Below are 26,325 nucleotides of genomic sequence, written 5' to 3' on the forward strand. Positions count from 1 at the left end.
GCCCCCTGTTCCGTGCCGGCGACAGCTCATGACGGCTTGTGGTGCGGGGGTGCGGCGGGGCCGGCTCATTCGTGGGGGATCACGGCGACCGGACACGTCGCGTGGTGTACCGCCGCCTGCACCACGGGGCCGAGCCGGGGCGCCAGGGCGGCCCGGTGCCTGCGCCGGCCGATCATCAACAGCCCGCTGCCGGCGGCCGCGCGTACGACGGCCTGCGCCGGGCTCTCCAGCCGGACCTCGTCGATCACCCGGACGCGGGGGAACTTCTCCCGCCACGGCCGCAACACCGCGTCCAGCTCCCGCTGCGCCTTCCCGGCCAGCTCCTTGGCGATGCCGGGGTCCACGCCCCAGGGGACGAACGCCTGGACCGGCAGGCCCGTCCCGTGGACGGCGCGCAGGGGCACACCGCGGGTGAACGCGGTGACGTAGGCGAACTCGAGGAGGTTGTCCTGGGGGCCGTGCAGGCTCAGTCCGACCACCACGTCCCGCTCGCGGGCCTCGGGGGTCCGTGCCTCATCCGCCTCGCCGGCGCGCACCAGGACCACGGGCCGCTCGGCCCGGCCGACCACGTAGAGGCTGATGTCACCGAGGAAGAAGCTCGCCACGGGCTCCATCCCCCGCGACCCGAGCACCAGCATCCGGGACCGGGCGGCCGCGTCGAGCAGGGCGGTCTCGGCCTCCTCGGCGACCAGTTCCTCGGTGATGGGCAGATCCGGGTGGCGGCGGCCGAGTTCCGTGCGCGCGTCGTGCACGATCCTCTTCGCCCAGTAGTTCTGGTCGTCGGCCGCGGGGCTGTCCGGCGTGGGCGGGGACAGCATGACCCACGCGTGCAGCAGGCGCAGCGCGAGTTCGCGGCGCTTCGCCTCGTCGGCGGCCCAGCGGGCGGCGGCGAGGCTCTCCGGCGAGCCGTCGAGGCCCACGGTCACGACTTGTTCGTCCATGGCGTTGCTCCGTCTCGCGCGTAGCGGTCATCCGCGTGTCGTCCGCGTGTCAGCCGTGTCGTCCGCGTGTCAGCCGTGGGTGTCGTCGGTGGCGTACGCGATGTGCTCGGTGACCGAGACGACCCCGTCCACGCTGCGGCACAGCCGTTCGATGACGGGGATCAGGCTCCTGCTCTCCACCGAGCCGCGCAGCGTGACCTCCCCCTCCCGTACCTCCGCCGTCACCGCGGAGGGGGCGAGCCGCAGGGTCCGCCGCAGGACGTCGCGCTCGATCTCCTCGCGGATCGCGTCGTCGTGACGGAGGAAGATCCGCAGCAGGTCGCCGCGGCTGATGATGCCCAGCAGCTTGTCGGTCTCGTCGACCACGGGGAGCCGCTTGACTCCTTGGACCGCCATCAGCCGGGCCGCCTCGACCACGGTCCACTCCGGACGCGCGCACACCGCGGGACCCGACATCAGCTCCTCGGCCCTTGTGCCCTCGGTCTTCGCGCGCTCCCAGGCCTCCAGGTGCGGAATCGGCACCCGGCCGGACGGATCGGCCTGGCCGGAGGACTTGCGCAGCAGATCGTCCTCGGACACCACCCCGATCGGACGGTCCGAGGCGTCCACGACCGGTACGGCGGTGACATCGTTCTCCGCGAGGAGTTCCACGATCTCCTTGAACGGCATCCCGCGCGGCGCCCGGACCACGTTGCGGGTCATGAGTTCCCCGACCGTCCTGTGGTGCATCTCCCGGCTCCCTTCGGAACGCGCGGACCCCCGCACCGGCCCGTCGGCGCGGCATAAGGCCCATCGGGTACCCATCTAGGGACATTTCGCCCATACTAATGCTCCCCGATCGTGAAACCCTGGACAAAGACGGAAGGACGGAGAGGCGGGGATGCCGATGCGTGCCCATGTCGGCGACCAACTGATTGTCGAAAGCCCTACGACGGGTGCGACCAGGCGTGACGGCGAGATCGTCGGGATCCATCACGCCGACGGGACGCCCCCCTATGACGTGCGCTGGTCGGATTCCGGACACGTGACCCTCGTGTTCCCCGGGCCGGACGCCCATGTCCACCACATCGGCCACCCCTCCGACGCGGCGCCAGGAGCCTCCGGCCTCAGGCCGGGGGCGAAAGCGCGGGCGAGCGCGGGCCCGCCCTCCGACGCGGAGGTGGCGGATCTGGTGCGCGACGCGGCGGCGGCCCCGTCGATGCACAACGCGCAGCCGTGGCGATTCCGGTACTTCCGCCGCGACCGCCTGTTCCAGGTGATCGCGGACCTGACGAGGACCCTGCCGCACTCCGACGCGGACCTGCGCGCCCTCCACCTGGGCTGCGGCGCCGCCCTGATGAACCTGCGCGTCGCGGCCGCCCATACGGGCCGGCGGCCGGCGACCCGGCTCCTGCCCGAGCCCGACGACCCCACGCTGCTCGCCGCCGTGTCACTGGCCGGTCCCCTCGGCGACGGAGACGAGGACGGCCTGGCCGCCCTGTACCCGGCCGTCCACGCCCGGCACACCAGCCGGTCCCCGTTCGCCGAGACCGAGATCCCCGGGCCGGTGCGCGCCACCCTCCGGGAGGCAGCCGGGGCGGAGGGCGTGTCGCTGTCCTTCGCGTCGGGATGGCATCTGCGGACGGTGCTGGACCTGGCCTCGGAGGCCGAGGCGCGCAACCTCACCGACCAGGGCAGCGTCGAGGACCTGACCCACTGGACCGGGCTCTCCGCCGAGACGCCGCGGTCCGCCGGCGAGGGGGTGCCTCCGGACGCCTTCGGCCCGCGCCGGCGCGGCGGCAAGGCCCCCGTGCGGGACTTCGCGGGCGGCCGGCCGGTCCCGGGCCGGGAATCCGCCGATTTCGAGAGCAACCCGCAGCTCGCGCTGCTGGCCACCCCGGGCGACGAGGCAGCGGACTGGCTGCGGGCGGGCCAGGCCATGGAACGCGTCCTGCTGACCGCCACCCGCGAGGGACTGGCCGGCTCCTTCATCACCCAGGCCCTCGAATGGCCCGACCTGCGCTGGCCGCTGCGCGACCCCGTGTCCGGGGCGGGACACGTCCACATGGTGCTGCGCCTCGGCTACGGCCCGCCGGGCCCCAGAACACCGCGCCGCCCGACCCGCCACATCCTCGACCTCCTGACCTGATCACCCGTCGGCTCGCCGGGCGCTGGTGAAGTGGCACTCGACGTCCACCACCCCCTCCACCGCCCGGATGAGACGCGCGGCCACCGGAATCATCGCGGCGTTCGGGATCTGCCCGCCGAGCGTGACGACGCCCTCCTCCACCCGCACGTGTACGGCATGGCTCACCCCGGGGAAGAGGTAGGAGATCACCGTGCGGCGGACCTCCTCCTCGATGTCCTCGTCCGGCCGCAGGAAGACCTTCAGGAGATCACCCCGGCTGACGATGCCCTGCAACATCCCCTCGCTGTCGACCACGGGAAGCCGTTTGACCCGCCGGACGGCCATGATCCGGGCCGCCTCCGCCAGGGTGGCGTCCGCGTGAACCGTGACCGCGGGGGCACTCATCAGCTCCTCCGCCGTCACCGCCCCCGCCTTCGCGAGGTCGGGGAGGCGCCGCAGCTGCTCCAATCGGTCCGGGTCGCTGTCCCGGAACTCCTCCTTGGGCAGCAGATCCGCCTCGGAGACCACCCCGACCACCCGGCCCTCGCCCTCCAGGACCGGGATGGCGCTCACTCTCCACTGCCCGATGGTCCTGACCATTTCCTTGAACGACGCGTCACGGCCGACAGCGACCACCGTGCGCGTCATCACATCACTCACCTGGTGCGGAGTCTCGGACACGGAAACCTCCTCATAGCCCGTCCGGTTCAGTCGACGTGGCCCGGCCGCGGAACGGTGAGCACCGGGCACCGCGCGTGGTGAAGCACGCCCTGGCTCACCGAGCCCAGCAGCATGCCGGCGAAACCACCGCGTCCCCGCGTCCCCACCACCAGACCGACCGCGTGGGCGGACGCCTCGGTCAGCACCTCCACCGGGTGGCCGCTGACGACCTCGTGGTGCAGCTCCACCTCCGGGTGGGTCGCGGTGCGGCCGGCGACCGTCTCGGAGAGCACACGACGGCACTCCCCCAGCGCCGCGTGCTCGTCCAGGGTGCCGAGCAGCGGAGGGTGCCACACATAGACCGCCCGCAGGGCGGCACCGCACAGGGCGGCCTCCTCGAACGCGAAGTCGACCGCCGCGGCCGAGTGGGCGCTGCCGTCCACGCCGACCACCAGGTACGGCGGGCGCTGGGTGACGTGCTCCGGTTCCGGCACCACGATGACCGGGCAGGGCGCGTGGGCGATGACCGGCAGCGCCACCGAGGCGGAAGTGAACAGTTCCTGCGCGGCGCTCAGATGCCACGAGCCCAGCACGACCGCCCCGGCGTCCGCCGCCTGTTCCCGCAGGACCCACGCCGGGTCTCCCTCCGCCAGCAGCGCGGACACCGCCACCCCGGGGCGCCGGGACTCGGCGAAGGCGACCGCCTCCCCGAGCACCCGCTCGCCCTCGGTGTGCAGCGCCTGGTTCCACTCCTCCCAGGACGGCCGCACCTCCCGCGACCGGTAGCCCCCGGTCGGGACACCCTGGGCGTGCACCAGCCGCAACGGCGACCCGCGCCGCGCCGCCTCGTCCACGGCCCAGGCGAGCGCCATCCGCTTGGTGGGGTCGGCGTCGACACCCACCACGACCGGCCGGCGCCCTCGCGGACTCGTCATCGCGGCCTCCCGGGATCCGCCCCGCCCCGTGCGTCTCGCACCTCTCCAGCCTGACCCCGTCCGCCACCGGTCACCATCCGGCGGCGCCGCCGCCTCGCCCGGCGACGGGCCGCCCGGCAGCGCCCGTGCCCGAATTGCACCATGACGCGGATGCTTCCACGATGAGGTCATGGTCCCCGCGGGTCCTGCGGACCGTTTCGACGCGTTCCGGGCCCTGGCCGACCGGCGCGGGCGCCCGGGACACAGGCTGATCGAGTCGCTGGCCGAGGCCAGGGCGGGCACGGCGGACGGCCCCGAGGTCTGGGCCCCGGCGGTCGCCGCCGGTTTCGGTCTGCCCGCCGCCGCCGCGCTCGGACCGGCCGGATACTACGCGGACCTCGCCGCCCCGCACGGCCGCCGTCACGTCCGGGTCTGCGCGGGGACCGCGTGCTTCGCCGCCCGGGCCGGACGGCATCTCACCGAGGTGGCGGACGAGCTGGGCGTACCGGTGGGCGCGGCCTCACCGGACGGCGGGACATCGGTGCAGGCGGTCCGCTGTCTGGGGTACTGCTACGCGGGTCCCGCCGCGCTCGACGGCCGGACGCCCTGCACGGGCCCGGCCCCGGCCGCTCAGCTCGCGGGGCGGGAGTCCCCTCGGGCGCCGGAGATCCCGGCGGCCGACGACACCGGCGACCCCGTGCTGCTGGGAGGCGTGGTGGCGGGTGAGCCCCCCTGGCAGGTGTGGCCGCGGACGGTGGCGGCGGGCGCCCCCGACGAGGTCCGGCGGGAGGTGGCCGCCTCCGGGCTGCGGGGCCGGGGCGGCGCGGGGTTCGGGGTGGCCGCGAAGTGGGCGGCGGCGGGCCGGGCGCCCGGCACCGTGGTGGTGGCCAACGGCGACGAGGGGGACCCCGGCTCCTACGCCGACCGGCTGCTGATGGAGGGGGCTCCGGAGCGGGTACTGGAGGGTCTGGCGCTGGCCTGCTTCGCGTGCGGTGCGCGCCGGGGCGTGGTGCTGGTGCGCTCGGAGTATCCGCGTGCGCTCACCCGCGTGCGGGAGGCCGTGGGGCGGGCCTACGCCGACGGGCACTTCGGCTCGGCCGTTCACGGCACGACGACCGCTCTGGACATCGATGTGGCCGAGGGGGCCGGCTCGTACGTCGCCGGTGAGGAGACCGCTCTGATCGCGAGCCTGGAGGGGGACCGGGGCTGCGCCCGGCCGCGCCCGCCCTACCCGACCCGGCGCGGGCTGTGGGACGCGCCGACGGTCGTGAACAACGTCGAGACCCTGGCGGCCGTCCCGTGGATCGTGTCCCGGGGCGGTGAGGCGTACGCCCGGCGCGGGGTTCCGGGCGAGACCGGGACGAAGCTGGTCTGCCTGTCGGAGCGGTTCGCCCGGCCGGGGGCGTACGAGGTGGAGCTGGGCACCCCGCTGCCGCGGATCGTCGACGAGCTGGGCGGCGGGCTGCGGGACGGAGGTGAGCTGACCGCTCTCCAGGTCGGCGGGCCGCTGGGCGGCTTCCTCGCCCCCGACGCGCTGGACACGCCCTTGACCACCGCCGACCTCGCGTCCCGGGGCGCCGCTCTCGGCCACGCCGGACTGGTCGCCTTCGACCAGCGGGTGCCCCCGGAAGAGGTGCTGCGGCACATCTGGGGGTTCGCCGCGGCCGAGAGCTGCGGCGCCTGCTCACCCTGCCGGGTCGGCTCCCGCCGCGGGCTGGAGCTGGCGGCCACCGGGGTCCCGCCCGGGGCGGAGTGGGAACGGCTCGCGCGGGTTCTGGCCGAGGCGAGCCTGTGCGCCTTCGGACGACGGATCCCGCCCGCCGTGCACAGTCTCGCCCGCGCCTACGGGGACCGGCTGCCGGGGTGGGCCGCATGACCGGCCCCGAGACGGTGGTCGAGGTCGACGGCACGGTCGTCGCCGTCCCCGAGGGGGCCTCCTTGCTGGCGGCGGTGCGGGCGGCCGGGATCGAGCTGCCCTCGCTCTGCTCCGACGACCGGCTCTCCCCCGCGGGCTCCTGCCGTACGTGTCTGGTGCGGGCCGACGGGCGCGTAGCGGCGGCCTGTGTCACCCCGGCCGCGCCCGGCGCCCGCGTCGAAACCGCCACCGACGACCTCCGGCGGCTCCGGCGGGACGCGGTGGAAGTCATCGTCTCCGCCCTGCCCTCCCGTGCCCTCGCGACCGGCAACCCCAGCGAACTGGCGCGGGTGTGCCGGTCGCTGGACATCGGCCCGGAGGCGGCCCGGGGCGCGGGGGGTCGGGGCGGGGACGACTCCCATCCGTACGTCCACCTGGACCGGGACCTGTGCATCGCCTGCGGCCGGTGCGTCCGCATGTGCGCCGAGGTACAGGGCACCTTCGCCCTCACCCTGGTCGGCCGGGGCGCCGACACCCAGGTCGCCCCCGGTACCGGCGGGCCCTGGGCCGAGTCGGACTGCGTGGCCTGCGGCGGCTGCGTCGACACCTGCCCCACCGGCGCGATCGCCGAGCCGGGGCCGGGCCGCGGGCTCACCTCCGCGCACCGGCCGAGCGCCACCCGTACGACCTGCGGGTACTGCGGTGTCGGCTGCGCGCTGGACGTCGTCACCCGCGACGGCGAGGTCACCGCGGTGCTGCCCGCCCGGGACGGCCCCGTCAACCAGGGGCACGCGTGCGTGAAGGGCCGCTTCGCCCACGGCTACCTCACCTCCCCCGAACGGCTGACCCGGCCCCTGCTGCGGCGCGACGGCCGCCTGGAACCGGCGAGTTGGGACCAAGCGATCGGGGAGGTCGCCCGCGGGCTGCGGGCGGCCGTCGCCGCCGGGGGCCCGGACGCCGTGGCGGCGATCTCCTCGGCCCGCGCCACCAACGAGGAGAACTACCTCGTCCAGAAGTTCATGCGGGTCGTGGTCGGCACGAACAACGTCGACAACTGCTCCCGGCTGTGCCACTCCCCGTCCGCCGCCGGCCTGACCGCCTCCTTCGGCCTCTCCGGCGGCACCGACACCTTCGACGACGTCGAGCGCTCCGACTGCCTGCTGGTGGTCGGGGCCAACCCCGTCGAAGCCCACCCGGTGGTCGGAGCGCGACTGCTGCGGCGTGCGCTGCGCGGGGCCAGGCTGGTCGTCGCCGACCCCCGCGCCGTCGGCCTCGCCCGCCACGCCGACGTGCATCTGCGCCCCCGCCCCGGCACCAACGTCGCCCTCTTCCACGGGCTCGCCCACGTCCTGCTCGCCGAGGACCTCGCCGACGAGGAGTTCCTGCGCGAGCGGGCCACCGGCCTGCCGGAACTCGCCGCACTGCTGGACGACTACCCGCCCGACCGGGTCGCGGACATCACCGGGGTGCCCGCCACCGACCTGGTGGCCGCCGCCCGGCTGTACGGCCGCGCCCGCCGGCCCGCCCTCGTCTACGGCCTCGGCGTCACCGAGCACCTGCACGGCACGGACGGGGTGCGGTCCCTGGCCAACCTGGCGATCCTGCGCGGCGCCGTGGGCACCGACCGCGGGCACGGGGTCATGCCGCTGCGCGGCCAGAACAACGTCCAGGGCGCCTCGGACATGGGCGCGCTGCCCGACGTCCTGCCCGGCTACGGCAGGGTGACCGACCCCGCCGTACGGTCCAGGGCCGAGGCGGTATGGGGGGTACCGGTCCCGGAGCGGCCCGGACTGCGGATCCCCGGCATGTTCGCCGCCGCGCGGGCGGGGGAGCTGCGGGCGCTGTGGGTCATCGGCGAGGACGTCTGCGCCACCGACCCCGACGCCAACCAGGTGACCCGCGCCCTGGACACCTGCCCGCTCGTCGTCTGCGACGAACTGTTCCTCTCCGAGACCGCCCGCCACGCCGACATCGTGCTGCCGGCGGCGTCCTGGCTGGAGAAGGACGGCACCTTCGTCAACTTCGACCGGCGGTTCCAGCGGGTCAGGCCCGCCGTGCCCCCGCCGGGCGGGGCACGCGCCGACTTCGCCATCGTGCACGCCGTCGCGTCGGCCATGGGCACCGACCTCGGATGCCCGACGCCGGCCGGGGCGCTGGCCGAGTGCGGACGGGTCGCGCCCGTCTTCGCGGGCCTGACGCACGGCCGGCTGGACCGCGAGGGTGCCGTCCCCTGGCCCTGCCCGGACCCCGGCCGCCCCGGGGAGGCCAAGCTGTACGAGGAGCGGTTCGCCACGGCCGACGGACGGGCACACCTCGCCGCACCCCCCTATCTGCCACCGGGTGAACAGCCCGACGACGACTATCCGCTGCTCCTGGTCACCGGGCGGCGCTGGGCCCACTACAACTCCGGGAGCATGACCCGCCGAGGCGGCAACCTCACGCTCGATCCGGTCGACTTCCTCGACCTCCACCCCGGCGACGCCCTCCGGTACGCCGTGGACGACGGCGCGCCGGTCACCGTGGAGAGCCGGCACGGCCGGGCCCGGCTCATCGCCCGGATCAGCGAACAGACGGCCCCCGGCCAGGTGTTCTGCGCCATCCACTTCCCCGGGAGCGGAGTGAACCGCCTCACCTCGCACCACGCGGACACCGTCACCTCCTGCCCCGAGTACAAGGTCACGGCGGTGCGCGTGTCCGGTCAGCCGCGCCGCGGCACGACGGCGACCGGGCAGTGGGAGTGATGCAGCAAGGCGTGGGCGACCCTGCCGAGCTGCAGACCGAAGCGGCCCTGCCGCCGCGGGGCGCCGACGACCAGCAGGTCGGCATCCGCCGACATCTCCACCAGGACCTTGTGTGCCGGGCCTTCGACCGGCACACGACGTACCTCGACCCGGGGGTGGTCCCGTACCGCCTCGCGCAGCACGTCGGTGAGCTCGGCGGACGCCTGTTCCGCGTGCACCCGGGCGGCATCGTCCGCGAGCAGAGGGTGGTCCGCGTGTTCATGCGCCGCGCAGCGCCAAGCGCGCACGGCCTCGAGGGCACAGCCGCGCGCCTCGGCCTCGCGCAGGGCGAACCCCGCGGCGCCCGAGCCCTCGGCCGGGTCGCCCACCCCGACCACCACCCGCCCGAAGGCTCCCCGCCGGTTCCGCTCCGGGCCACGGACCACGATGACGGGGCACTCGGCACGCCCGGCCACCGCGAGGCCGACCGAGCCCAGCAGCCGCCCGGTGAGCTCCCCGCGGCCGCGGGAGCCGGTGATCAGGGCACTCGCCTCCTGGCCCGCGCGCAGCAGCGCGGAGACGGCGTCCTCGGGCAGCACCTCGCCGGACACCTTCACCCCCGGGTCGCGGAGCCGGGCCCGCTCCGCGCCTGAGGCGATGATGTGCTCGGCCATGATCTCGTCGGCGGGACGATCGGTGCCGAAGGACGGGCGCCCTCCCTCGTAGCGCTCCCACAGGGAGCCGTAGACGAGCCGCAGCGGCACCCCGTGCCGTGCCGCCTCGTCCACCGCCCAGTCCACCGCGTCCAGGCTGGAATCCGACCCGTCGACGCCCACGACCATCGGGGTTTCCATCGGTCCCACCGCCTTCCTCGCCGACCGCTGAGAGCGCCCCTGTAATACCGTCGCACCGCTCGGGGCCCCTCGCGACACGCGCACCGCGTCAGCTCTTCGCCAGCAGCTCCTTGAGGGCGATGTTCAGCTTCAGGACGTTGACCCGGGGCTCGCCGATGAAGCCGAGTGTGCGGCCCTGGGTGTGCTCCTCGACCAGCTTCCGCACCCGGGAGACGGGCAGGCCGTTCTTCTGGGCGACACGGTGGACCTGGAGATCGGCGTAGTCGCGGGAGATGTCCGGGTCCAGGCCCGAGCCGGAGGAGGTCACCGCGTCGGCCGGGACGTCGGAGGGGCGGACCGGGTGGCCGGGCACCGAGTTGTCCTTGATGACGGCGGCTTTGGCGGCCTTCACCCACTGGACGAGCTCGGCGTTGTCCGCGGCGCGGTTGGTGGCGCCGGAGACGAGGAGGTGGTACCGGGTGTTGGCGGTGTTGCCGCCGAGTCCGTTCCGCGGGCGGCCCTGGAACCACTTCAGGTCCGGCTCGGGGGTCTTCTGGCCCTTCTTCAGCGGCAGGTCGTAGGCCTGGCCGATCCGGGACGAGCCGACGACCTTCCCGTCCGACCTGATCTCGGAGCCGTTCGCCTTGTCGTGGAACAGCCCTTGGGCGACGCCGGTGACGACCAGCGGGTAGAGGACGCCCGTCACCAGGGTCAGCACGAGGAGGGCGCGCAGGCCCGCGCCCAGCAGCCGGGCGGTGTTCGTCAGGGAGTTGGTCATGTCCTTCATCCGATCCCGGGGATCAGCGAGATGAGCAGGTCGATGAGTTTGATGCCGATGAAGGGCGCGACGAGCCCGCCGAGGCCGTAGACGGCGAGGTTGCGGCGGAGCATCTTGTCGGCGCTGACCGGGCGGTACCGCACGCCGCGCAGCGCGAGCGGCACCAGCGCGATGATGATCAGCGCGTTGAAGATCACCGCGGACAGGATCGCGGAGTCGGGTGAGGACAGGCCCATGATGTTGAGCCTGTCCAGGCCCGGGTAGACCGCCGCGAACAGGGCCGGGATGATCGCGAAGTACTTGGCGACGTCGTTGGCGATGGAGAACGTCGTCAAGGCGCCCCGGGTGATGAGGAGTTGCTTGCCGATCTCGACGATCTCGATGAGCTTGGTGGGGTTGGAGTCGAGGTCGACCATGTTGCCGGCCTCCTTGGCGGCCGACGTGCCGGTGTTCATCGCCACGCCGACGTCCGCCTGGGCCAGGGCCGGGGCGTCGTTCGTCCCGTCGCCGGTCATCGCGACCAGCTTGCCGCCGGCCTGCTCCCGTCTGATGAGGGCCATCTTGTCCTCGGGGGTGGCCTCGGCGAGGAAGTCGTCGACGCCCGCCTCCTCGGCGATCGCCTTGGCCGTCAGCGGGTTGTCGCCCGTGATCATGACGGTTTTGATGCCCATGCGGCGCAGCTCGTCGAACCGCTCCCGCATGCCGTCCTTGACGACGTCCTTGAGGTGGATGACACCGAGCACCCGGGCGTCGCCCTTCCCGTCCGGGGCAAAGTCGCAGGCCGCGACCAGCAGGGGGGTGCCGCCCGACGCGGAGATCCGGTCGGCGATCTCGGCCGCGTCCTCCGTGACCGTGCCGCCCTGCCCCCGGACCCAGGCGATGACCGAACCGGCCGCGCCCTTGCGGACCTTCCTGCCGTCCACGTCGACGCCCGACATGCGGGTCTGGGCGGTGAAGGCGACCCAATCGGCACCGATCAGCTCGCCCTGGTGCCGCTCGCGCAGCCCGTACTTCTCCTTCGCGAGGACGACGATGGAGCGGCCCTCGGGGGTCTCGTCGGCCAGCGACGAGAGCTGCGCGGCGTCCGCGACCTCGGCCTCCGTGGTGCCGCGGACCGGCACGAACTCCGCCGCCTGGCGGTTGCCGAGCGTGATGGTGCCGGTCTTGTCGAGCAGCAGGGTGGAGACGTCGCCGGCGGCCTCGACGGCCCGCCCGGACATGGCCAGCACATTGCGCTGGACCAGGCGGTCCATGCCGGCGATGCCGATCGCGGACAGCAGCGCGCCGATCGTGGTCGGGATCAGGCAGACCAGGAGGGCCACCAGGACGACCATGGTCAGGTGGGTGCCCGCGTAGTCGGCGAACGGCGGCAGCGTGGCGCACGCGAGGAGGAACACGATCGTCAGGGAGGCGAGCAGGATGTTCAGCGCGATCTCGTTGGGCGTCTTCTGCCGGGCGGCGCCCTCGACGAGGTTGATCATCCGGTCGATGAAGGTCTCCCCCGGCTTTGTGGTGATCTTGATGACGACGCGGTCGGAGAGCACCTTGGTCCCGCCGGTGACGGCGCTGCGGTCGCCGCCCGACTCGCGGATGACGGGTGCCGACTCGCCGGTGATGGCCGACTCGTCCACCGAGGCGACGCCCTCGACGACATCGCCGTCGCCGGGGATGACATCGCCCGCCTCGCAGACCACCAGGTCGCCGATGCGCAGCTCGGTGCCCGCCACACGCTCTTCGGTGGTGCCGGTGAGCCGGCGCGCGACCGTGTCGGTCTTCGCCTTGCGCAGGGTGTCGGCCTGTGCCTTGCCGCGGCCCTCGGCGACCGCCTCCGCGAGGTTCGCGAAGATCACGGTCAGCCACAGCCAGGCGCTGATCGTCCAGCCGAACCAATCGGTCGGGTCGAGGCACGAGAAGGCCGTGGTCAGGACGGAGCCGACCAGCACCACGAACATCACGGGCGAGGCGACCATCAGCCGCGGGTCGAGCTTGCGGAAGGCGTCCGGCAGCGATCTGACGAGCTGCGCGGGGTCGAACAGGCCCCCGCCGACGCGGCCCGCGGCGGCCCCGCCGGCGGCGCCCCTGTGCGCGGCGGATACGTCGTCGTGCGGCGCCGGGGTGGGAGTGGCTGTGGACATCGCGTCCTCGTGCTTGTCGGTACGGGTGGTCATGCCGCCATCCCCTCGGCGAGCGGGCCCAGCGCGAGCGCCGGGAAGTACGTCAGACCGGTGATGATCAGGATCGCGCCCGCCAGCAGGCCGGTGAACAGCGGCTTCTCGGTGCGCAGGGTGCCCGCGGTGGCCGGGACCGGCTTCTGCTCCGCCAGCGAGCCCGCCAGCGCCAGGACGAACACCATCGGCAGGAACCGGCCGAGCAGCATGGCCAGGCCGATCGTGGTGTTGAACCACGGCGTGTCCGCGCCCAGGCCGGCGAAGGCCGAGCCGTTGTTGTTGGCCCCGGAGGTGTAGGCGTAGAGGATCTCGGAGAACCCGTGCGCCCCGCTGTGGTCCACCGAGCCCGCCGCGGTGTTGAGGATGGAGTGCGGCGGGGTGGGCAGCGCCATGGACACGGCCGTGAAGCCGAGCACCAGGGCCGGGGTGACGAGGATGTACAGGGCCGCCAGCTTGATCTGGCGGGTGCCGATCTTCTTGCCCAGGTACTCGGGCGTACGGCCGACCATCAGACCGGCGATGAACACCGCGATCACCGCCATGATCAGGATGCCGTAGAGGCCGGAGCCCACACCGCCGGGCGCGATCTCGCCGAGCATCATGCCGAGCATGGTGATGCCGCCGCCCAGGCCCGTGAAGGAGGAGTGGAAGGAGTCCACGGCACCGGTCGAGGTGAGCGTGGTCGAGGCCGCGAAGAGGGACGAGGCGCCGACGCCGAAGCGGACCTCCTTGCCCTCCATCGCCCCGCCCGCGATCTCCGGCGCCGGGCCGCGGTGGGCGAACTCCGTCCACATCATCAGAGCGACGAAGCCGATCCAGATGACGGCCATCGTGGCCAGGATCGCGTACCCCTGCTTGACGGAGCCGACCAGGACGCCGAAGGTCCGGGTCAGCGAGAACGGGATCACCAGGATCAGGAAGATCTCGAAGAGGTTGGTGAACGGGGTGGGGTTCTCGAACGGGTGGGCGCTGTTGGCGTTGAAGATGCCGCCGCCGTTGGTGCCCAGCTCCTTGATGGCCTCCGTGGAGGCGACCGCACCGCCGTTCCACTGCTGCGAGCCGCCCATGAACTGGCCGACCTCATGGATGCCGGAGAAGTTCTGCAGCGCGCCGCACGCCACCAGGACGACCGCGGCGACCACGGCGACCGGCAGCAGCACCCGCACCGTGCCACGCACCAGGTCGGCCCAGAAGTTGCCCAGCTCTCCGGTGCGCGAGCGGGCGAAGCCCCGCACCAGCGCCATGGCCACCGCCATGCCCACCGCGGCCGAGACGAAGTTCTGCACGGCCAGCCCGGCGGTCTGCACGACATGGCCCATGGCCTGCTCGCCGGCGTACGACTGCCAGTTGGTGTTGGTCACGAAGGACGCGGCCGTGTTGAACGCCTGGTCCGGGTCGATGGAGGCGAAGCCGAGCGAGCCGGGCAGCACGCCCTGGAGCCGCTGCAGCAGGTACAGGAAGAGGACGCCGACGGCGGAGAAGGCCAGCACGGCGCGCAGATACGCGTGCCAGCGCATCTCGGTGTCGGGGTTGGCACCGATCCCCTTGTAGATCCACTTCTCGACCCGCAGGTGCTTGTCGGAGGAGTAGACCCGGGCCATGTAGTCGCCGAGGGGACGGTAGGCGAGCGCCAGCGCCGCGATCAGGGCGAGCATCTGGAGCACGCCGGCCAGAACGGGACTCATGACGGGCTCAGAACCTCTCCGGGAAGATCAGGGCGAGGACGAGATAGCCCAGCAGGGCGACGGCCACGACGAGGCCGACGATGTTCTCGGCGGTCACAGCTTCGTCACCCCCTTGGCGACGAGAGCCACGAGCGCGAACACCGCGAGCGTGGTGACGACGAAGGCCACGTCGGCCATCGCGAGCTCCTAGTGAGATACGGAGAACAAGAACTGACGAGTCGAGGAAATCGCCCCTGTGGCCGGTTTTGGCCGTCGTTGACGGCTCCCTTACGGCCACTCATACACCTTTGACGCATCTCTTACGACCGGTTGGGTGAACGCGATCAGGTGCCCCGGCCCTGGTGGTCCGGGGCCGGGGCGGGGCGCCCGGCCGTGGTGGGCAGGGTGAGGGTCACCGCGAAGCCGTGCCCGGTGGTGGTCGTGGTGTCGAGGGCGCCGCCCATGGCCTCGGTGAGGTCGCGCGACAGCCGCAGGGGCAGGCTGTCGCCCGGGCGGTCCGTGACCGCCCCGCCGTTCGCCGGCGCTCCGATGGCGCCGTCCGCGATCCGGACCGTCAGCCGGTCGGGCAGGGTTTCGGCGGTGAGGGTCGGCGGGGCGTCGGGCGGGCTGTGACGCAGCGCGTCGGCGGCGAGGGTGGTCAGCACCCGGGTGAGGAGGGCGGCGTCGGCGATGACGTCGGGCAGGTGGGGCGGCAGCCTCAGCACGATGCCGTGGCCGCCCGGGCCGAGGTCGTCGAGGGCCGCGGTGAGCGCTTCGCCCAGGTCGACCGGGCGCAGGTAGAGATCCAGCGCCCCGGCGTGCAGCCGGCTCAGGTCGTCGAGGTCGGTGACCAGCGCCCCGGCCCGGCGCACCGACGCGGAGGCGGAGCTCAGGAGGTGGGCCGCCTCGCCGTCCGGGCCACCCTGGCCGCCCGGCCCGCCCGCCCGGACCAGATCGCTCAGCCGTCCGAGCGCCGCCTCGGCCGCGCCCAGCGGGGCCCGCAGGTCGTGGCCCGCCGCGAGGAGCAGCGCGGCGCGGGTGCGTTCGGCGGCGGCGAGGGTGTCCGTCTCGGCGACATGCCGGGTGAGCCGGCCGTGGGCGTGGGCGATGCCGAGCTGCGCGGCGCACGCGGTGAGGAGGCGCAGGTCGTCGCCGCTCAGACCGCGACCGCGGGCGGCGAGGGTGAGACGGTCGTCGACGGGGGCCTCGACGTCCGCGTCCCACGGCCGCTCGGGCGGCCGGTCGCCGGTGCTGGCGACGACGTACCAGCGGGGTTCGGGGCCGGGCTCCGGGGCGCGTTCGAGCAGGCTGACCGAGGCCAGCGAGAAGTTCTCCCGCACCTGTTCCAGCAGGGCCGGCAGGTCCTGGCCATGCATCATGGCCACCGCCATCCGGCTCAGGGCACGGGCCTCGGAGGTCGCCCGGACGGCCTGGCGGGTGTGCCGGGCGGCCGCCCCCGCCGCGGTGCCCACCAGCCACGCGGCGGCGAGGAAGACGATCAGCACGACGATGTCGACGGTCCGCGCGACGTCGATGGAGTGCAGGGGGAGTGTGAAGTAGTAGTCCGCCAGGAGGCTCGCCGCGACGGCGGTGAGCAGCGCGGGGCCGCGCCCGCCGACGAGGGCGGTCAGGACGACGACGAGCATGTAGAGCACCAGGGCGCCGGGCAGGCCGAGGCTCCCACGCGCCGCGGTGAGTACGAGCGTCAGCGCGGGCAGCAGCAGGGCGGCCGCGGCGAGCGCGGACCGGCGCCGGGCCGGCCCGGCGCCGCGCGCGGGCCGGGGCGGTCGGGACGCGAAAGTCCCCGCCGCCGCCTCGTGGGTGACGATGTGGACGTCGATGGGGCCGGAGTCGCGGATCGTCCGCTGCCCCACGCCCGCCCGCAGGAGCAGGGAGAGCCTGCCGCGCCGGCTGGCGCCCAGCACGATCTGGGTGACGTTCTCGGCCTCGGCGAACCGCAGCAGCGCTTGGGGGATGTCCTCGCCGGTGGTCTGGTGGTAGCTGCCGCCCAGCGACTCCACGAGCCCCCGCTGGGCGGAGAGCGCGGTCGGGTCGCCGTGCGTCAGCCCGTCGCCGGGCACGACATGGAGGGCCAGCAGCTCGCTGCCCGGGGTGCGGGCGGTGATCCGGGCGGCGCGGCGGATCAGGGTCTCCCCCTCCGGGCCGCCGGTGAGGCCGACCATGATGCGCTCGCGGGTCTCCCAGGGGGCGGTGATGCCGTGCTCGGCGCGGTAGCGCTGGAGGCCCTCCTCCACGCGATCGGCGAGCCACAGCAGCGCCAGCTCGCGCAGCGCGGTGAGGTTGCCGAGCCGGAAGTAGTGGGTGAGTGCCGCCTCGACGCGGTCCGCGGGGTAGATGTCGCCGTGCACCAGGCGCCGGCGCAGCGTCTCGGGCAGCAGGTCCACCAGCTCGATCTGGTCGGCGCGGCGCGCCACCTCGTCGGGCAGGGTCTCGTGCTGGGTGACGCCGGTGATCTGCCGGACGACGTCGTTCAGGGACTCCAGGTGCTGGACGTTGAGGGTGGTGACGACGTCGATGCCCGCGGCGAGGAGTTCCTCGACGTCCTGCCACCGCTTGGTGTGGCGCGACCCCGGCACGTTGGTGTGCGCGAGTTCGTCGACCAGGGCGACCTGGGGGCGGCGGGCCAGGACCGCGTCGAGGTCCATCTCGGTGAGCGGCACGCCCCGGTGGACCAGCGTGCGGCGGTCCACCGTCTCCAGGCCTTCGGCCAGCGCGGCGGTCGGGCGTCGCCCGTGCGGCTCGACCAGGCCGATGACCACCTCGGCGCCGAGAGAGCGCAGCCGCCGGCCCTCTTGGAGCATGGCGTAGGTCTTGCCGACCCCGGGCGCCGCCCCGAGGTAGATCCGCAACCGTCCACGAGCCATCGGCGGACTCCTTGTCCTCCCCCGGCTGCCGCTCGGAGGTACCCCGCGCGGCACGACGCGCACGACCGGGTGCGCCGCACCTCCCATGGTGCACGGACCGGCCTCGGCGCGAAGGCGGCGGCGCCCCGTCGTCGGCGGCGTTCCGCGCCGTGCCGCCCCCGCGGCGGGTCAGCGCGCGGCGGGGCCTTGAGCGGCCTGCCGCTTGCGGGCGCGGTAGGCCGCCGCCTTGAGCCTGTTCCCGCAGGACTCCATGCCGCACCACTGCCGGCGCATGCCGCGCGACCGGTCGATGTAGACGCGGGTGCACTCGGGGTTGCCGCACTCCTTGAGCAGCGGTACGTCCGGGCCGCCGAGGAGTTCGACGGCGTGCCGCGCCACGGTGGAGAGCGCCTCGTCCGGCGTCGCTTCCGTCCGGCGGCCCGCCGCGGTGAGCTGGGGCGTCGCCGGTGGCCTGCGGGCCGCCTCGTTCACCGTGGCGAGCGCCTCCGTGTCGTACGCCGCGCCGGCGCGGCGGGCGGTCACCAGGCGGTAGATGGCCTCCCGTACGGCGATCGCCCGCTCGACGTCGGCCTCGCGGGCGGCGGAGACGGCGTCGACGATCCCGGACTCGAGGTACCAGGCGGTCAGCCGGTCCGGCGACACCAACAGCTCGAACCGCGAGGAACGGCGGGCCCGCAGCGTGGCGGCGAAGTCGAGAGCGGGGTTTCCGCACAGGAAGACATGGTCCGGGTTCACGTCACCATCCTGGCGGGTGACCCGAGCCGCCGCAAGAATCGTCACCACCTTGACAGGTGACGCATCGGCCCCGCATCATCGTCACCAGTCGGACTGGTGACAAGGGGGCGACGAGATGTCGCGGACACGGGAAGTACCGGACGAGGCGGAGGCGGCGCGCCGCGCGCGGTTCGGCGCGCTGCCGGAGCGGATCCGCCTGGAGGACACGGTCGAGGAGCGGGCGGCCACGGCGCCGGACCCCGCCAGGGACCACTACGACCCGGACGAGTGGCTCGTCCGCCACTGCCTGTGAGCCCGGTCGGCCGCGCCCCGGTGGAGCGCGGCCGCCTCCGGGCGACCCGGGAGGGACGGGGCTCACGTATCGTCTCCCGACGTCGGAGTGCGTGACGTCCGCGGCCGTGCCGCCGGGAGAGTGGGCCATGAACAAGCCGTCGACCACCACCGGGATACCCGGCGAACTGCACCGTCGGCTCGGGGTGCCGGACGCCGTGGTGATCGGGCTGGGGTCGATGATCGGCGCGGGGATCTTCGCCGCCCTCGCCCCCGCGGCGAGATCGGCCGGCTCCGGTCTGCTGCTCGGCCTGGCGCTCGCCGCCGTGGTCGCCTACTGCAACGCCACCTCGTCCGCCCGGCTCGCGGCCCGCTACCCGGCCTCCGGCGGCACCTACGTCTACGGCCGCGAACGCCTCGGCGACTTCTGGGGCCATCTGGCCGGGTGGGCCTTCGTGGTCGGCAAGACCGCCTCCTGCGCGGCCATGGCCCTCACGGTCGGCTCCTACGTGTGGCCGGGTCAGGCCCACGCCGTGGCGGTGGCCGCGGTGGTGGCGCTGACCGCGGTGAACTACGCCGGGGTGCACAAGTCCGCGCTGCTGACCCGCGCCATCGTCGCCGTGGTCCTGGCGGTGCTCGCCGCCGTGGTGGTCGCCGCCGTGACGTCCGGCGCCGCGGACGCGGCCCGGCTGGACGTCGGCTCGGACGCCACCCCCGGCGGGGTGCTCCAGGCGGCGGGCCTGCTGTTCTTCGCGTTCGCCGGCTACGCCCGTATCGCCACGCTCGGCGAGGAGGTCCGCGACCCGGCGCGCACCATCCCCCGGGCCGTCCCGCTCGCCCTCGGCCTCACCCTGGTGGTCTACGCCGCCGTCGCCGTCGCCGCCCTGACCGTCCTCGGCCCGAAGGGACTGGCGCAGTCCGCGGCACCGCTGTCGGACGCGGTCCGGGCGGCGGGCGCCGGCGGGCTGGCCCCGGTCGTGCGCGCCGGGGCCGCCGTGGCCGCGCTCGGCTCGCTGCTCGCGCTGATCCTCGGCGTCTCGCGCACCACCCTGGCCATGGCGCGTGACCGCCATCTGCCCCGTGCGCTGGCCGCCGTCCACCCGCGCTTCAAGGTGCCGCACCGGGCCGAGCTGCTGGTGGGCGCCGTGGTGGCGGTGGCGGCCGCGACGGCGGACGTGCGCGGGGCGATCGGCTTCTCGTCCTTCGGGGTGCTCGCCTACTACGCCGTCGCCAACGCCTCCGCCTGGACGCTCACCCGGGACGAGGGACGGCCCAACCGGCTGATCCCCGCCGTCGGGCTGGCCGGCTGCCTGGCGCTGGCCTTCGCCCTCCCGCTCTCCTCGGTCGTCTCGGGGGCCGCGGTGCTGGCCTGCGGCGCCACCGCCTACGGGGTCCGCCGCGCCGTGGCCGCCCGCAACCCGTAAGTGCTCCCCGCCCCCGCGGTCACCGCCACCCGTAGCGGGGCCCGGAAGGACAGCAGGCCGAGCATCGGCGGCTCCTGCGCCGGTGCGGCGAGGCGCGCCCGTGGCAGGCCGCGGGCCGCCGCCCGCAGCGCCACCGCCGCCTCGGTGCGCGCCAGGGAAGCGCCGGGGCAGCGGTGGCTGCCGACGCCGAAGGCCAGATGGTGGCGGACCTCCGCCCGGTGCGGGCACATCCGCTCGGGAGCCGCGAAGACCTCAGGATCCGACCCGCTGCCCATGAGCATCAGGAGCAGCCGCGCGCCCTCGGGCAGCTCCCTCCCGCCCAGCCGCACGGGCCGTGCCGTGATCCGCCGCCAGGTGGTCACCGGCGGCTCGCGCCGCAGCACCTCCTCCACCCAGGCCCCGGCCAGTCCCTCCTCGTGCGCCAGGCGCGGCCACAGCCCGGGCTCGGTGAGCGCCCGGCGCAGCACGGTGGCGAGGAGCTGTCCGGTGGTCGACTGTCCGGCGATGAACACGAAGAAGCAGGCGCCGACCGCCGTCTGCGGGTCCAACGGCTCGCCGTCGGGCAGGCGGTGCCGGGCGAGCGCCCCGACGAACGAGTCGGCGGGGGTCCTGCCGCCGCGCACCGTCTCGGTCAGCCACTGGTGGAACTCGCCGACGAGCGGGGCGATTTCGAGCTGGCGGTCCAGGGTCGGCCGGCCCCAGAACAGCTCGAGCGAGGCGTCGCTCCAGCGGATCAGCGTGGCCGGGTCGATGCCCTCGATGCCCAGCAGCTCCATCAGCACCCGGCAGGGGAGGATCTGCGCGTAGGAGGCGAACAGGTCGCAGCCGCCGGTGGCGTCGAACCGGGCCCGTGCCTCCTCGAGCAGCTCGTCGGCGATGCGCTCGATCACCGGCACCGCCGCCGCGACACGCCGGCCGTTGAAGAACCGGGTGACCACCCGGCGCAGGCCGGGGTGGCTGGCGGTGCCGTTGTTGGCGAGCGCGGGCGGGAGCTGGAAGCCGGCCCGGGCGAGCACCCGCAGCACGGCCACCGGCAGCGGGGTGACGGCGTGCTGGGCGTTGTCCGGGCGGAAGGCGTCTGGGGCGAGCAGCACCCGGCGGATGTCCCGGTGACGGCTGATCAGCCAGAGTCCGGTGCGGGGGTCGTGATGCACCGGCGCCTGGGCGCGGAGCAGGTCGAGCCAGGGGTACGGGTCGCGGACGAAGCCCTCGCCGAACAGGTCGAGGCCCTCCAGGGCCGGGGTGATCACGCCCGGACGCTAACACGTGAGCGGTCGGCCGTCGGCGTGATGTGCGCGGTATCACCCGGTATCCGCGGCGACGCGGCGGGGCCTGCCTGGAGCGTGTCCCCTGCCGCGTGTCAGAGTTCCGCCATGGCCAACCGCACCGTCCAGCCGACCAGTCCGGAATCCCACCGTGCCCGCCCGGAGGGCGCCGCCCCCGACCCCGCGGCGGTGTTCGACTGGGTCGACCGGCGTGCCGAGCTGCGTGCCCGGGCCGGGCTGACCCGTCGCCCGCGTCCCCGGCCGGCCGTGGACCCGGTGCTGGATCTGGCGAGCAACGACTACCTGGGGCTGGTCCGCCACCCCCGGGTGGTGCGGGCGGCCGCCGACGCGGCGCTGCGCTGGGGCGCCGGCGCCACCGGGTCACGGCTGGTCACGGGCACCACGGAGCTGCACACCGAACTGGAGGAGGAGCTCGCCGCGTTCTGCGGGGCCGAGGCCGCGCTGGTCTTCTCCTCCGGATACGCGGCCAACCTCGCCGCGCTGACCGCGCTGACCGGACCGGGCACGCTGATCGTCGCCGACGCGTACAACCACGCGTCGCTCATCGACGGCTGCCGGCTCTCCCGGGCGGAGGTGGCGCCCGTGGGGCACCGCGATCCGGACGCGGTGCGCGCCGCGCTCGCGGGGCGCGACGGGGGCCGGGCCCTGGTCGTGACCGACTCGGTGTTCTCGGTGGACGGCGACGCGGCGCCGCTGACGGAGCTGGCCGGGGCCTGCCGCGCGCACGGCGCCGCGCTGCTGGTGGACGACGCCCATGGCCTGGGCGTGGTGGGGGACGGCGGGGCCGGGGCCCTGGCGGCCGCCGGGCTGGCCGGCTCACCGGACGTGGTGGCGACGGTGACGCTGTCGAAGTCCCTGGGGTCACAGGGCGGGGCCGTCCTGGGCCCCCGCAGGGTCGTCCGGCACCTGGTGGAGACGGCCCGCACCTTCATCTTCGACACCGGGCTCGCCCCCGCGAGCGTGGGGGCGGCCCTGGGCGCCCTGCGGCTGCTGCGCGAGGAGCCGGAGCGCGCCGCGCGGGCCAGGGAGGTGGCCCGCCGACTGTCCGCGGGCCTGACGGCCGCGGGGCTCGAGGCGAGCGTGCCCGACGCGGCCGTGGTGTCGGTCCGCGCGCCGTCGCCCGAGGCGGCCGTGGCGTGGGCGCGCGCCTGCCGGGAGGCGGGGGTGGCGGTCGGCTGCTTCCGGCCGCCCTCCGTACCCGACCGCTTCTCCCGGCTGCGGCTCACCGCGCGCGGGGACCTCACCGACGCCCGGATCGAGCAGGCGGTGGCGGTGGTCGCCCGGTGCGCCCCGCGCGCGGACGCTCCTCACCCCGTGGCCGGGAACTGACGCCCGGGCGGCGGCCGTTCGGAGTGCTGTTCAGGGTGCGGTGACGACCGCGGTGCCGCCGGCTCCCGCGGTGATCCTGCCCGGGCACAGCCCTCGTGCGGCGAGCCCGCTGAGGATCTGCGGCACGGCGTTGACGGTGGTCTGGTAGCCACCGTCGTGCATGAGGATGATGCCGCCCGCCCGCATGCCGGCCGCGGCCTGGACGATCTGCTGGGTGCCGGCGCCGTTCCAGTCCTGGGAGTCCACGCTCCACAGGACCTCGGTCAGCCCGAGGCGGGCGGCATCGGACCTGACCTGCGCGTTGGTCTCGCCGTATGGCGGCCGGAAGAGGGTGGGCGACTGTCCGGTGATGCGCCGGACGGTGTTCTGGGCGGTGGCGATCTCGTTGTACGCGGCCGGCTCGCCGATCTGGGTGAGGTGGGCGTGCGTGGCGGTGTGGTTGGCGATCCACATGCCCGCCGCCTGCTCGGCCCTGAGCAGGTCCGGGTACTGTTCGGCGTGCTGCCCCCAGATGAAGAAGGTGGCCTTGGCGCCACCCGCCCGCAGGGCGCTCAGCAGCGCCTGTGTCGAGGCGGGGTTCGGTCCGTCGTCGTAGGTCAGACCCACGTATCCGGCGGGGCAGTTGGCCCAGGCCGTGCCGCCACGCGCCTCCCCGGGCGTGGCCGCCGGGGACGGGGCCATCGAGAAGGCCGCCAGGGCGGCCGTGGCCGCGGCGACGAGTGCGATCCGTATGCGGTTGCGCGCGCTTCCGAGCATTTTTCCTCCAGGAGCACAGGTCGGGGTGCCCGTCCGTCGGGGTGCTGGTCGGCGCCGGTCGGCGGGAAAGGCCGGTGCGGGCGAAGCGGAGTATCCTGCGGAGCTGACGCAACGTCAACGCTTTCTTCCGGAACGATTCCGGAAGGAACGCACCCCACCTCCCCCGCCGCTTCCCTGTTGAGCTCCGCCTTCTCGGACGGGATCGCCAACAGCCGTTTGCGGCAGCGGGATTCAGCTGGCCGGTCCCGAAATGTTTCCGGTAATGGATCACGGTTGTCCCGCTGCCCCGGGATGCAGCACACTCGAATGCCGCGTCACCGCGCGGCGGGACTACGGGGGAGGATGACGGGGGATGGCCGGTATCGGCATCAGGCCGCTCGGTGAGGACGACCCGAAGCGGCTCGGGTCCTACCGGCTTCTGTGGCGGCTCACCACGGGCGGCATGGGGCGGATCTACCTGGCGCGGTCCCGCCCGGACGGCCCGCTCGTCGCGGTCAAGACCCTGCTGGCCGAGGGCGTGGTCAGCGAGCCCGACCGAAAGCGGTTCGCGCGCGAGGTGGAGCTGGCCCGGCGGGTCGACAGCGCCTACACGGCCCGGGTGGTCGACGCCGACGCGCGGGCCAGGCGGCCCTGGATGGCCATCGAGTACGTCCCGGCGCCCTCCCTCGGCGACCTGGTCCGCGAGGCGGGGCCGCTGCCGCCGTCCGCCCTGCCCTGGGTCGCGGCGGGCGCCGCGCAGGCCCTGCTCGCCCTGCACGACAAGGGTGTCGTGCACCGCGACGTCAAACCCCAGAACATCCTGCTGCCGCTCACCGGCCCGCTGGTCATCGACTTCGGCATCTCGCACGCCATCGACAAGACGACCACCTCGCTGACGCTGGGCACGATCGACTACACCTCGCCGGAACAGGCGCTCGGCCAACGCTCCACCCCGGCCTCCGACGTGTTCTCGCTGGGCGCGACGCTCTTCCACCTCGCCGTGGGGCGCGCCCCCTACCCCGAGGTCGACGACGGACCCCTCCAGCGGCTGGCCCGGGTGCAGACCGGCACGCTCGACCTGGCCGGCCTGCCGACGGAGCTCGACCCGCTGATCCGCCCGTGCCTGGCCATCGACCCCGGCCTGCGCCCCACGCTCGAAGACCTGTTGGTGCGCTTCCTGGAGAAGGCCGACGGGGCGTCCGGACGGGGGCGTGAGCAGCGTTGGCTGCCGGTGCGGTGGACGGCGCTGATCGACGCGTACGAGGCCCACGGGCGGGCGCTGGACGCGGACCGCGGCGCCGCGGCCGCGATGTCCGACGAGCACACCCGGCCGGTCCCGCCGCCCGCGCCCACCCTCCTCGACACCCGGGAGCGGGCGGCGCGGCGGGAGCGGGAGAAGCGGGCGCGCGAGACCCGCGAGCTCAGGCAGCAGGAGATGCGCGACCTGGCCGAGGCCGCCAGGCGCGCCAAGGCGCGGCAGGCCGAGGAGCGGCGCAAGGCCGGGCGACCCGGGAAACCCGCGGCGACGGGGAGCGCCGGGAGCACTGGGGGCGCCGGGAGCACTGGGAGCGCCGGGAGCACTGGGAAATCCGGGAGCGGCGGGAAATCGGGGAGCGGCGGGAAAGGGGGGAACACGGGCGGCGCCGGGACGCGGGAGAAACCGGCCACCTCCGCGCCAAGTGGCCGGACCGGCCAGGGGGGTTCGTCCGGCGGCGGCCTCGCACTGGCCGTCCTGCTGGTGCTCGCGCTGGTACTCCTGGCCTGGCAGCCCTGGAAGGGTGGCGACAGCCCGGACTCCCAGGCCGGCGCGTCGAACAGCTCGTCCGAGAGCCCCTCCCCGACCGGCGGCGGCTCGTACGCCACCGATCCGGACACCGGCACCCCGTACGCCGGCACCCCGGAGACGGACGTGGATTCGAGCACGGACACCACCAGCGAGCCCACGACCGAGGAGCCCGACCCGGAGACCTCCTCCCCCACCCCCGACCCGACCGAGGAGGCGTTCAAGGCCGTCTCGGTCGGTGACTGCCTGCCCGTCTACGACACGGGCCGCCGCGGGAGCGTCATCGACTGGAGCGCCGATGTGCCGCCGACCCCGGTGTCCTGCGGCAGCCAGTGGGCCGGGCTCGTCCGCGTCACCAGCACCTCGGACAGCGTCTGCCCCAGCGGCACCGGGAAGGCGTCGTGGACCTACGCCTCGTCCGTGTCGGGTGAGACCACGAAGCTCTGCGTCAGCCGCATCTACCTCAAGAACTACTGCGTGCTCGGCACTCAGTCCGGCGACAGCATCTCAATCGGCCCGATGACGGCCGTGGACTGCCGGGCGCGGCGCGTCCCCTCCGCCTACAACCAGATCATGCACATCGCCGGCGTCTACCAGGCGCCCGCGGGTGCCAGTGCCCGCAACTGCGTGGAGGGGCCGAACGACCGGAGGCGTTACTGGGCCTGGCTGGTGGACGACGGCCGGACGCTGCTGTGCACGACGATCTTCCAAGGTTCCTGACCGGAGGGCCCTGACGGACACGGCGGCGGATCAGCGGCGGGGCGTGGGGACGGGTCAGTCGATGACCGCGGTGGCCTCCACCTCGACCAGATGCTCGGGTACGTCCAGCGCCGCGACCCCGATCAGCGTGGCCGGCGGCACCGGGGTGACCCCCAGTGTCGCGGCCGCCCGGGCCATCCCCTCCAGGAGGAGGGGCATCTTGTCGGGGCTCCAGTCGACGACGTGGACGGTCAGCTTCGCCACATCGTCGAAGGAGCCGCCGGCCCCGGCCAGGGCCGCGCCGATGTTGACGTAGCACCGCTCGACCTGCGCGGCGAGGTCGCCCTCGCCGACCGTGACCCCGTCGGCGTCCCAGGCCACCTGCCCGGCGATGAAGACCAGCTTGGACCCGGTCGCGATCGACACCTGCCGGTACGCGTCGATCTCCGGCAATCCGCTGGGGTTGATCAGGGTGATGGCCATAGTGCCCGCCTATCGGTCTCTTGTGGTTACTCGGGAACCGTAAGAGAGTGGTCGCT

At 74.2% G+C, this 26,325-nt stretch carries 21 protein-coding genes; 7 read left to right on the forward strand and 14 right to left on the reverse strand.

The genetic code is table 11. The features are described from left to right. Positions 1–65: 65 nt before the first annotated feature. Positions 66–941, reverse strand: coding sequence for a universal stress protein (locus tag BBH68_RS34600; protein WP_065967732.1), 876 nt, complete (start codon positions 939–941; stop codon positions 66–68). 69 nt (positions 942–1,010) lie between these two features. After that, positions 1,011–1,670 (reverse strand): CBS domain-containing protein, encoded by a 660-nt coding sequence (locus BBH68_RS34605; protein WP_065967733.1) that lies wholly within the window; start codon positions 1,668–1,670, stop codon positions 1,011–1,013. A 157-nt stretch (positions 1,671–1,827) separates the two neighbouring features. Between BBH68_RS34605 and BBH68_RS34610 the strand changes: the two genes are divergently transcribed. Further along, positions 1,828–3,069, forward strand: coding sequence for an Acg family FMN-binding oxidoreductase (locus tag BBH68_RS34610; RefSeq protein ID WP_281182510.1), 1,242 nt, complete (start codon positions 1,828–1,830; stop codon positions 3,067–3,069). Here BBH68_RS34610 and BBH68_RS34615 read toward each other — a convergent pair whose 3' ends face one another. Continuing rightward, positions 3,070–3,729: a CBS domain-containing protein gene (locus tag BBH68_RS34615; RefSeq protein WP_065967734.1), complete on the reverse strand. Its 660-nt coding sequence runs from the start codon at positions 3,727–3,729 to the stop codon at positions 3,070–3,072. It abuts the gene before it with no gap. A gap of 26 nt (positions 3,730–3,755) precedes the next feature. Beyond that, positions 3,756–4,643, reverse strand: a complete 888-nt coding sequence (locus BBH68_RS34620) for a universal stress protein (RefSeq protein ID WP_065967735.1) — start codon at positions 4,641–4,643, stop codon at positions 3,756–3,758. Positions 4,644–4,812: 169 nt separating this feature from the next. Between BBH68_RS34620 and BBH68_RS34625 the strand changes: the two genes are divergently transcribed. Both BBH68_RS34625 and fdhF read left to right on the forward strand, forming a co-directional pair. After that, a complete protein-coding gene (locus BBH68_RS34625; protein WP_065967736.1) occupies positions 4,813–6,498 on the forward strand; it encodes an NAD(P)H-dependent oxidoreductase subunit E in 1,686 nt (561 codons plus the stop codon). Then, a complete protein-coding gene (fdhF, locus tag BBH68_RS34630) occupies positions 6,495–9,218 on the forward strand; it encodes a formate dehydrogenase subunit alpha (protein ID WP_065967764.1) in 2,724 nt (907 codons plus the stop codon). The genes BBH68_RS34625 and fdhF overlap by 4 nt, the downstream gene beginning before the upstream one ends. On the opposite strand, the gene BBH68_RS34635 is transcribed toward fdhF, so the two are convergent. The 7 genes from BBH68_RS34635 to BBH68_RS34665 form a co-directional block, all read right to left on the reverse strand. Continuing rightward, a complete protein-coding gene (locus BBH68_RS34635; RefSeq protein WP_065967737.1) occupies positions 9,176–10,051 on the reverse strand; it encodes a universal stress protein in 876 nt (291 codons plus the stop codon). The two genes, fdhF and BBH68_RS34635, sit on opposite strands and share 43 nt — an antisense overlap. An 88-nt stretch (positions 10,052–10,139) precedes the next feature. Then, positions 10,140–10,808, reverse strand: coding sequence for a potassium-transporting ATPase subunit C (locus BBH68_RS34640; protein WP_065967738.1), 669 nt, complete (start codon positions 10,806–10,808; stop codon positions 10,140–10,142). Between the two features lie 5 nt (positions 10,809–10,813). Further along, the gene (gene kdpB / locus BBH68_RS34645; protein WP_104531489.1) at positions 10,814–12,976 is read right to left on the reverse strand and encodes a potassium-transporting ATPase subunit KdpB; all 2,163 of its coding nucleotides are present in this window, start codon (positions 12,974–12,976) and stop codon (positions 10,814–10,816) included. Beyond that, positions 12,973–14,661, reverse strand: coding sequence for a potassium-transporting ATPase subunit KdpA (gene kdpA / locus BBH68_RS34650; protein ID WP_065967739.1), 1,689 nt, complete (start codon positions 14,659–14,661; stop codon positions 12,973–12,975). Before kdpA ends, kdpB begins: the two co-directional genes overlap by 4 nt. A gap of 7 nt (positions 14,662–14,668) precedes the next feature. Then, complete coding sequence (gene kdpF, locus BBH68_RS34655; protein WP_016434100.1) at positions 14,669–14,758, reverse strand: K(+)-transporting ATPase subunit F; 90 nt, start codon at positions 14,756–14,758, stop codon at positions 14,669–14,671. A gap of 226 nt (positions 14,759–14,984) precedes the next feature. Continuing rightward, positions 14,985–17,525 (reverse strand): sensor histidine kinase, encoded by a 2,541-nt coding sequence (locus tag BBH68_RS34660; protein WP_065967740.1) that lies wholly within the window; start codon positions 17,523–17,525, stop codon positions 14,985–14,987. Positions 17,526–17,693: 168 nt separating this feature from the next. Then, the gene (locus tag BBH68_RS34665; RefSeq protein WP_065967741.1) at positions 17,694–18,260 is read right to left on the reverse strand and encodes a CGNR zinc finger domain-containing protein; all 567 of its coding nucleotides are present in this window, start codon (positions 18,258–18,260) and stop codon (positions 17,694–17,696) included. A 115-nt stretch (positions 18,261–18,375) separates the two neighbouring features. On the opposite strand from BBH68_RS34665, the gene BBH68_RS42400 reads away from it, so the two are divergent. Both BBH68_RS42400 and BBH68_RS34670 read left to right on the forward strand, forming a co-directional pair. Continuing rightward, positions 18,376–18,552, forward strand: a complete 177-nt coding sequence (locus BBH68_RS42400; RefSeq protein WP_170066630.1) for a hypothetical protein — start codon at positions 18,376–18,378, stop codon at positions 18,550–18,552. 127 nt (positions 18,553–18,679) lie between these two features. After that, positions 18,680–19,954 (forward strand): APC family permease, encoded by a 1,275-nt coding sequence (locus BBH68_RS34670; protein WP_065967742.1) that lies wholly within the window; start codon positions 18,680–18,682, stop codon positions 19,952–19,954. On the opposite strand, the gene BBH68_RS34675 is transcribed toward BBH68_RS34670, so the two are convergent. Continuing rightward, positions 19,915–21,204, reverse strand: a complete 1,290-nt coding sequence (locus BBH68_RS34675) for a cytochrome P450 (protein ID WP_079151393.1) — start codon at positions 21,202–21,204, stop codon at positions 19,915–19,917. The genes BBH68_RS34670 and BBH68_RS34675 overlap by 40 nt on opposite strands. 123 nt (positions 21,205–21,327) lie before the next feature. On the opposite strand from BBH68_RS34675, the gene BBH68_RS34680 reads away from it, so the two are divergent. Beyond that, positions 21,328–22,569, forward strand: coding sequence for an 8-amino-7-oxononanoate synthase (locus BBH68_RS34680; RefSeq protein WP_079151394.1), 1,242 nt, complete (start codon positions 21,328–21,330; stop codon positions 22,567–22,569). A gap of 30 nt (positions 22,570–22,599) precedes the next feature. Here BBH68_RS34680 and BBH68_RS34685 read toward each other — a convergent pair whose 3' ends face one another. Next, positions 22,600–23,325, reverse strand: a complete 726-nt coding sequence (locus BBH68_RS34685; RefSeq protein WP_065967743.1) for a polysaccharide deacetylase family protein — start codon at positions 23,323–23,325, stop codon at positions 22,600–22,602. Between the two features lie 352 nt (positions 23,326–23,677). Here BBH68_RS34685 and BBH68_RS34690 point away from each other — a divergent pair, with 352 nt between their 5' ends. Next, the gene (locus BBH68_RS34690) at positions 23,678–25,807 is read left to right on the forward strand and encodes a serine/threonine-protein kinase (protein WP_065967744.1); all 2,130 of its coding nucleotides are present in this window, start codon (positions 23,678–23,680) and stop codon (positions 25,805–25,807) included. A 54-nt stretch (positions 25,808–25,861) separates the two neighbouring features. Here BBH68_RS34690 and BBH68_RS34695 read toward each other — a convergent pair whose 3' ends face one another. Further along, entirely contained in the window at positions 25,862–26,269 is a 408-nt protein-coding gene (locus BBH68_RS34695; RefSeq protein ID WP_065967745.1) for a RidA family protein, read from the reverse strand. Positions 26,270–26,325: the final 56 nt, after the last annotated feature.

It is taken from the genome of Streptomyces sparsogenes, from assembly GCF_001704635.1.
In the GTDB taxonomy this organism is placed as follows: Bacteria; Actinomycetota; Actinomycetes; order Streptomycetales; family Streptomycetaceae; genus Streptomyces; species Streptomyces sparsogenes.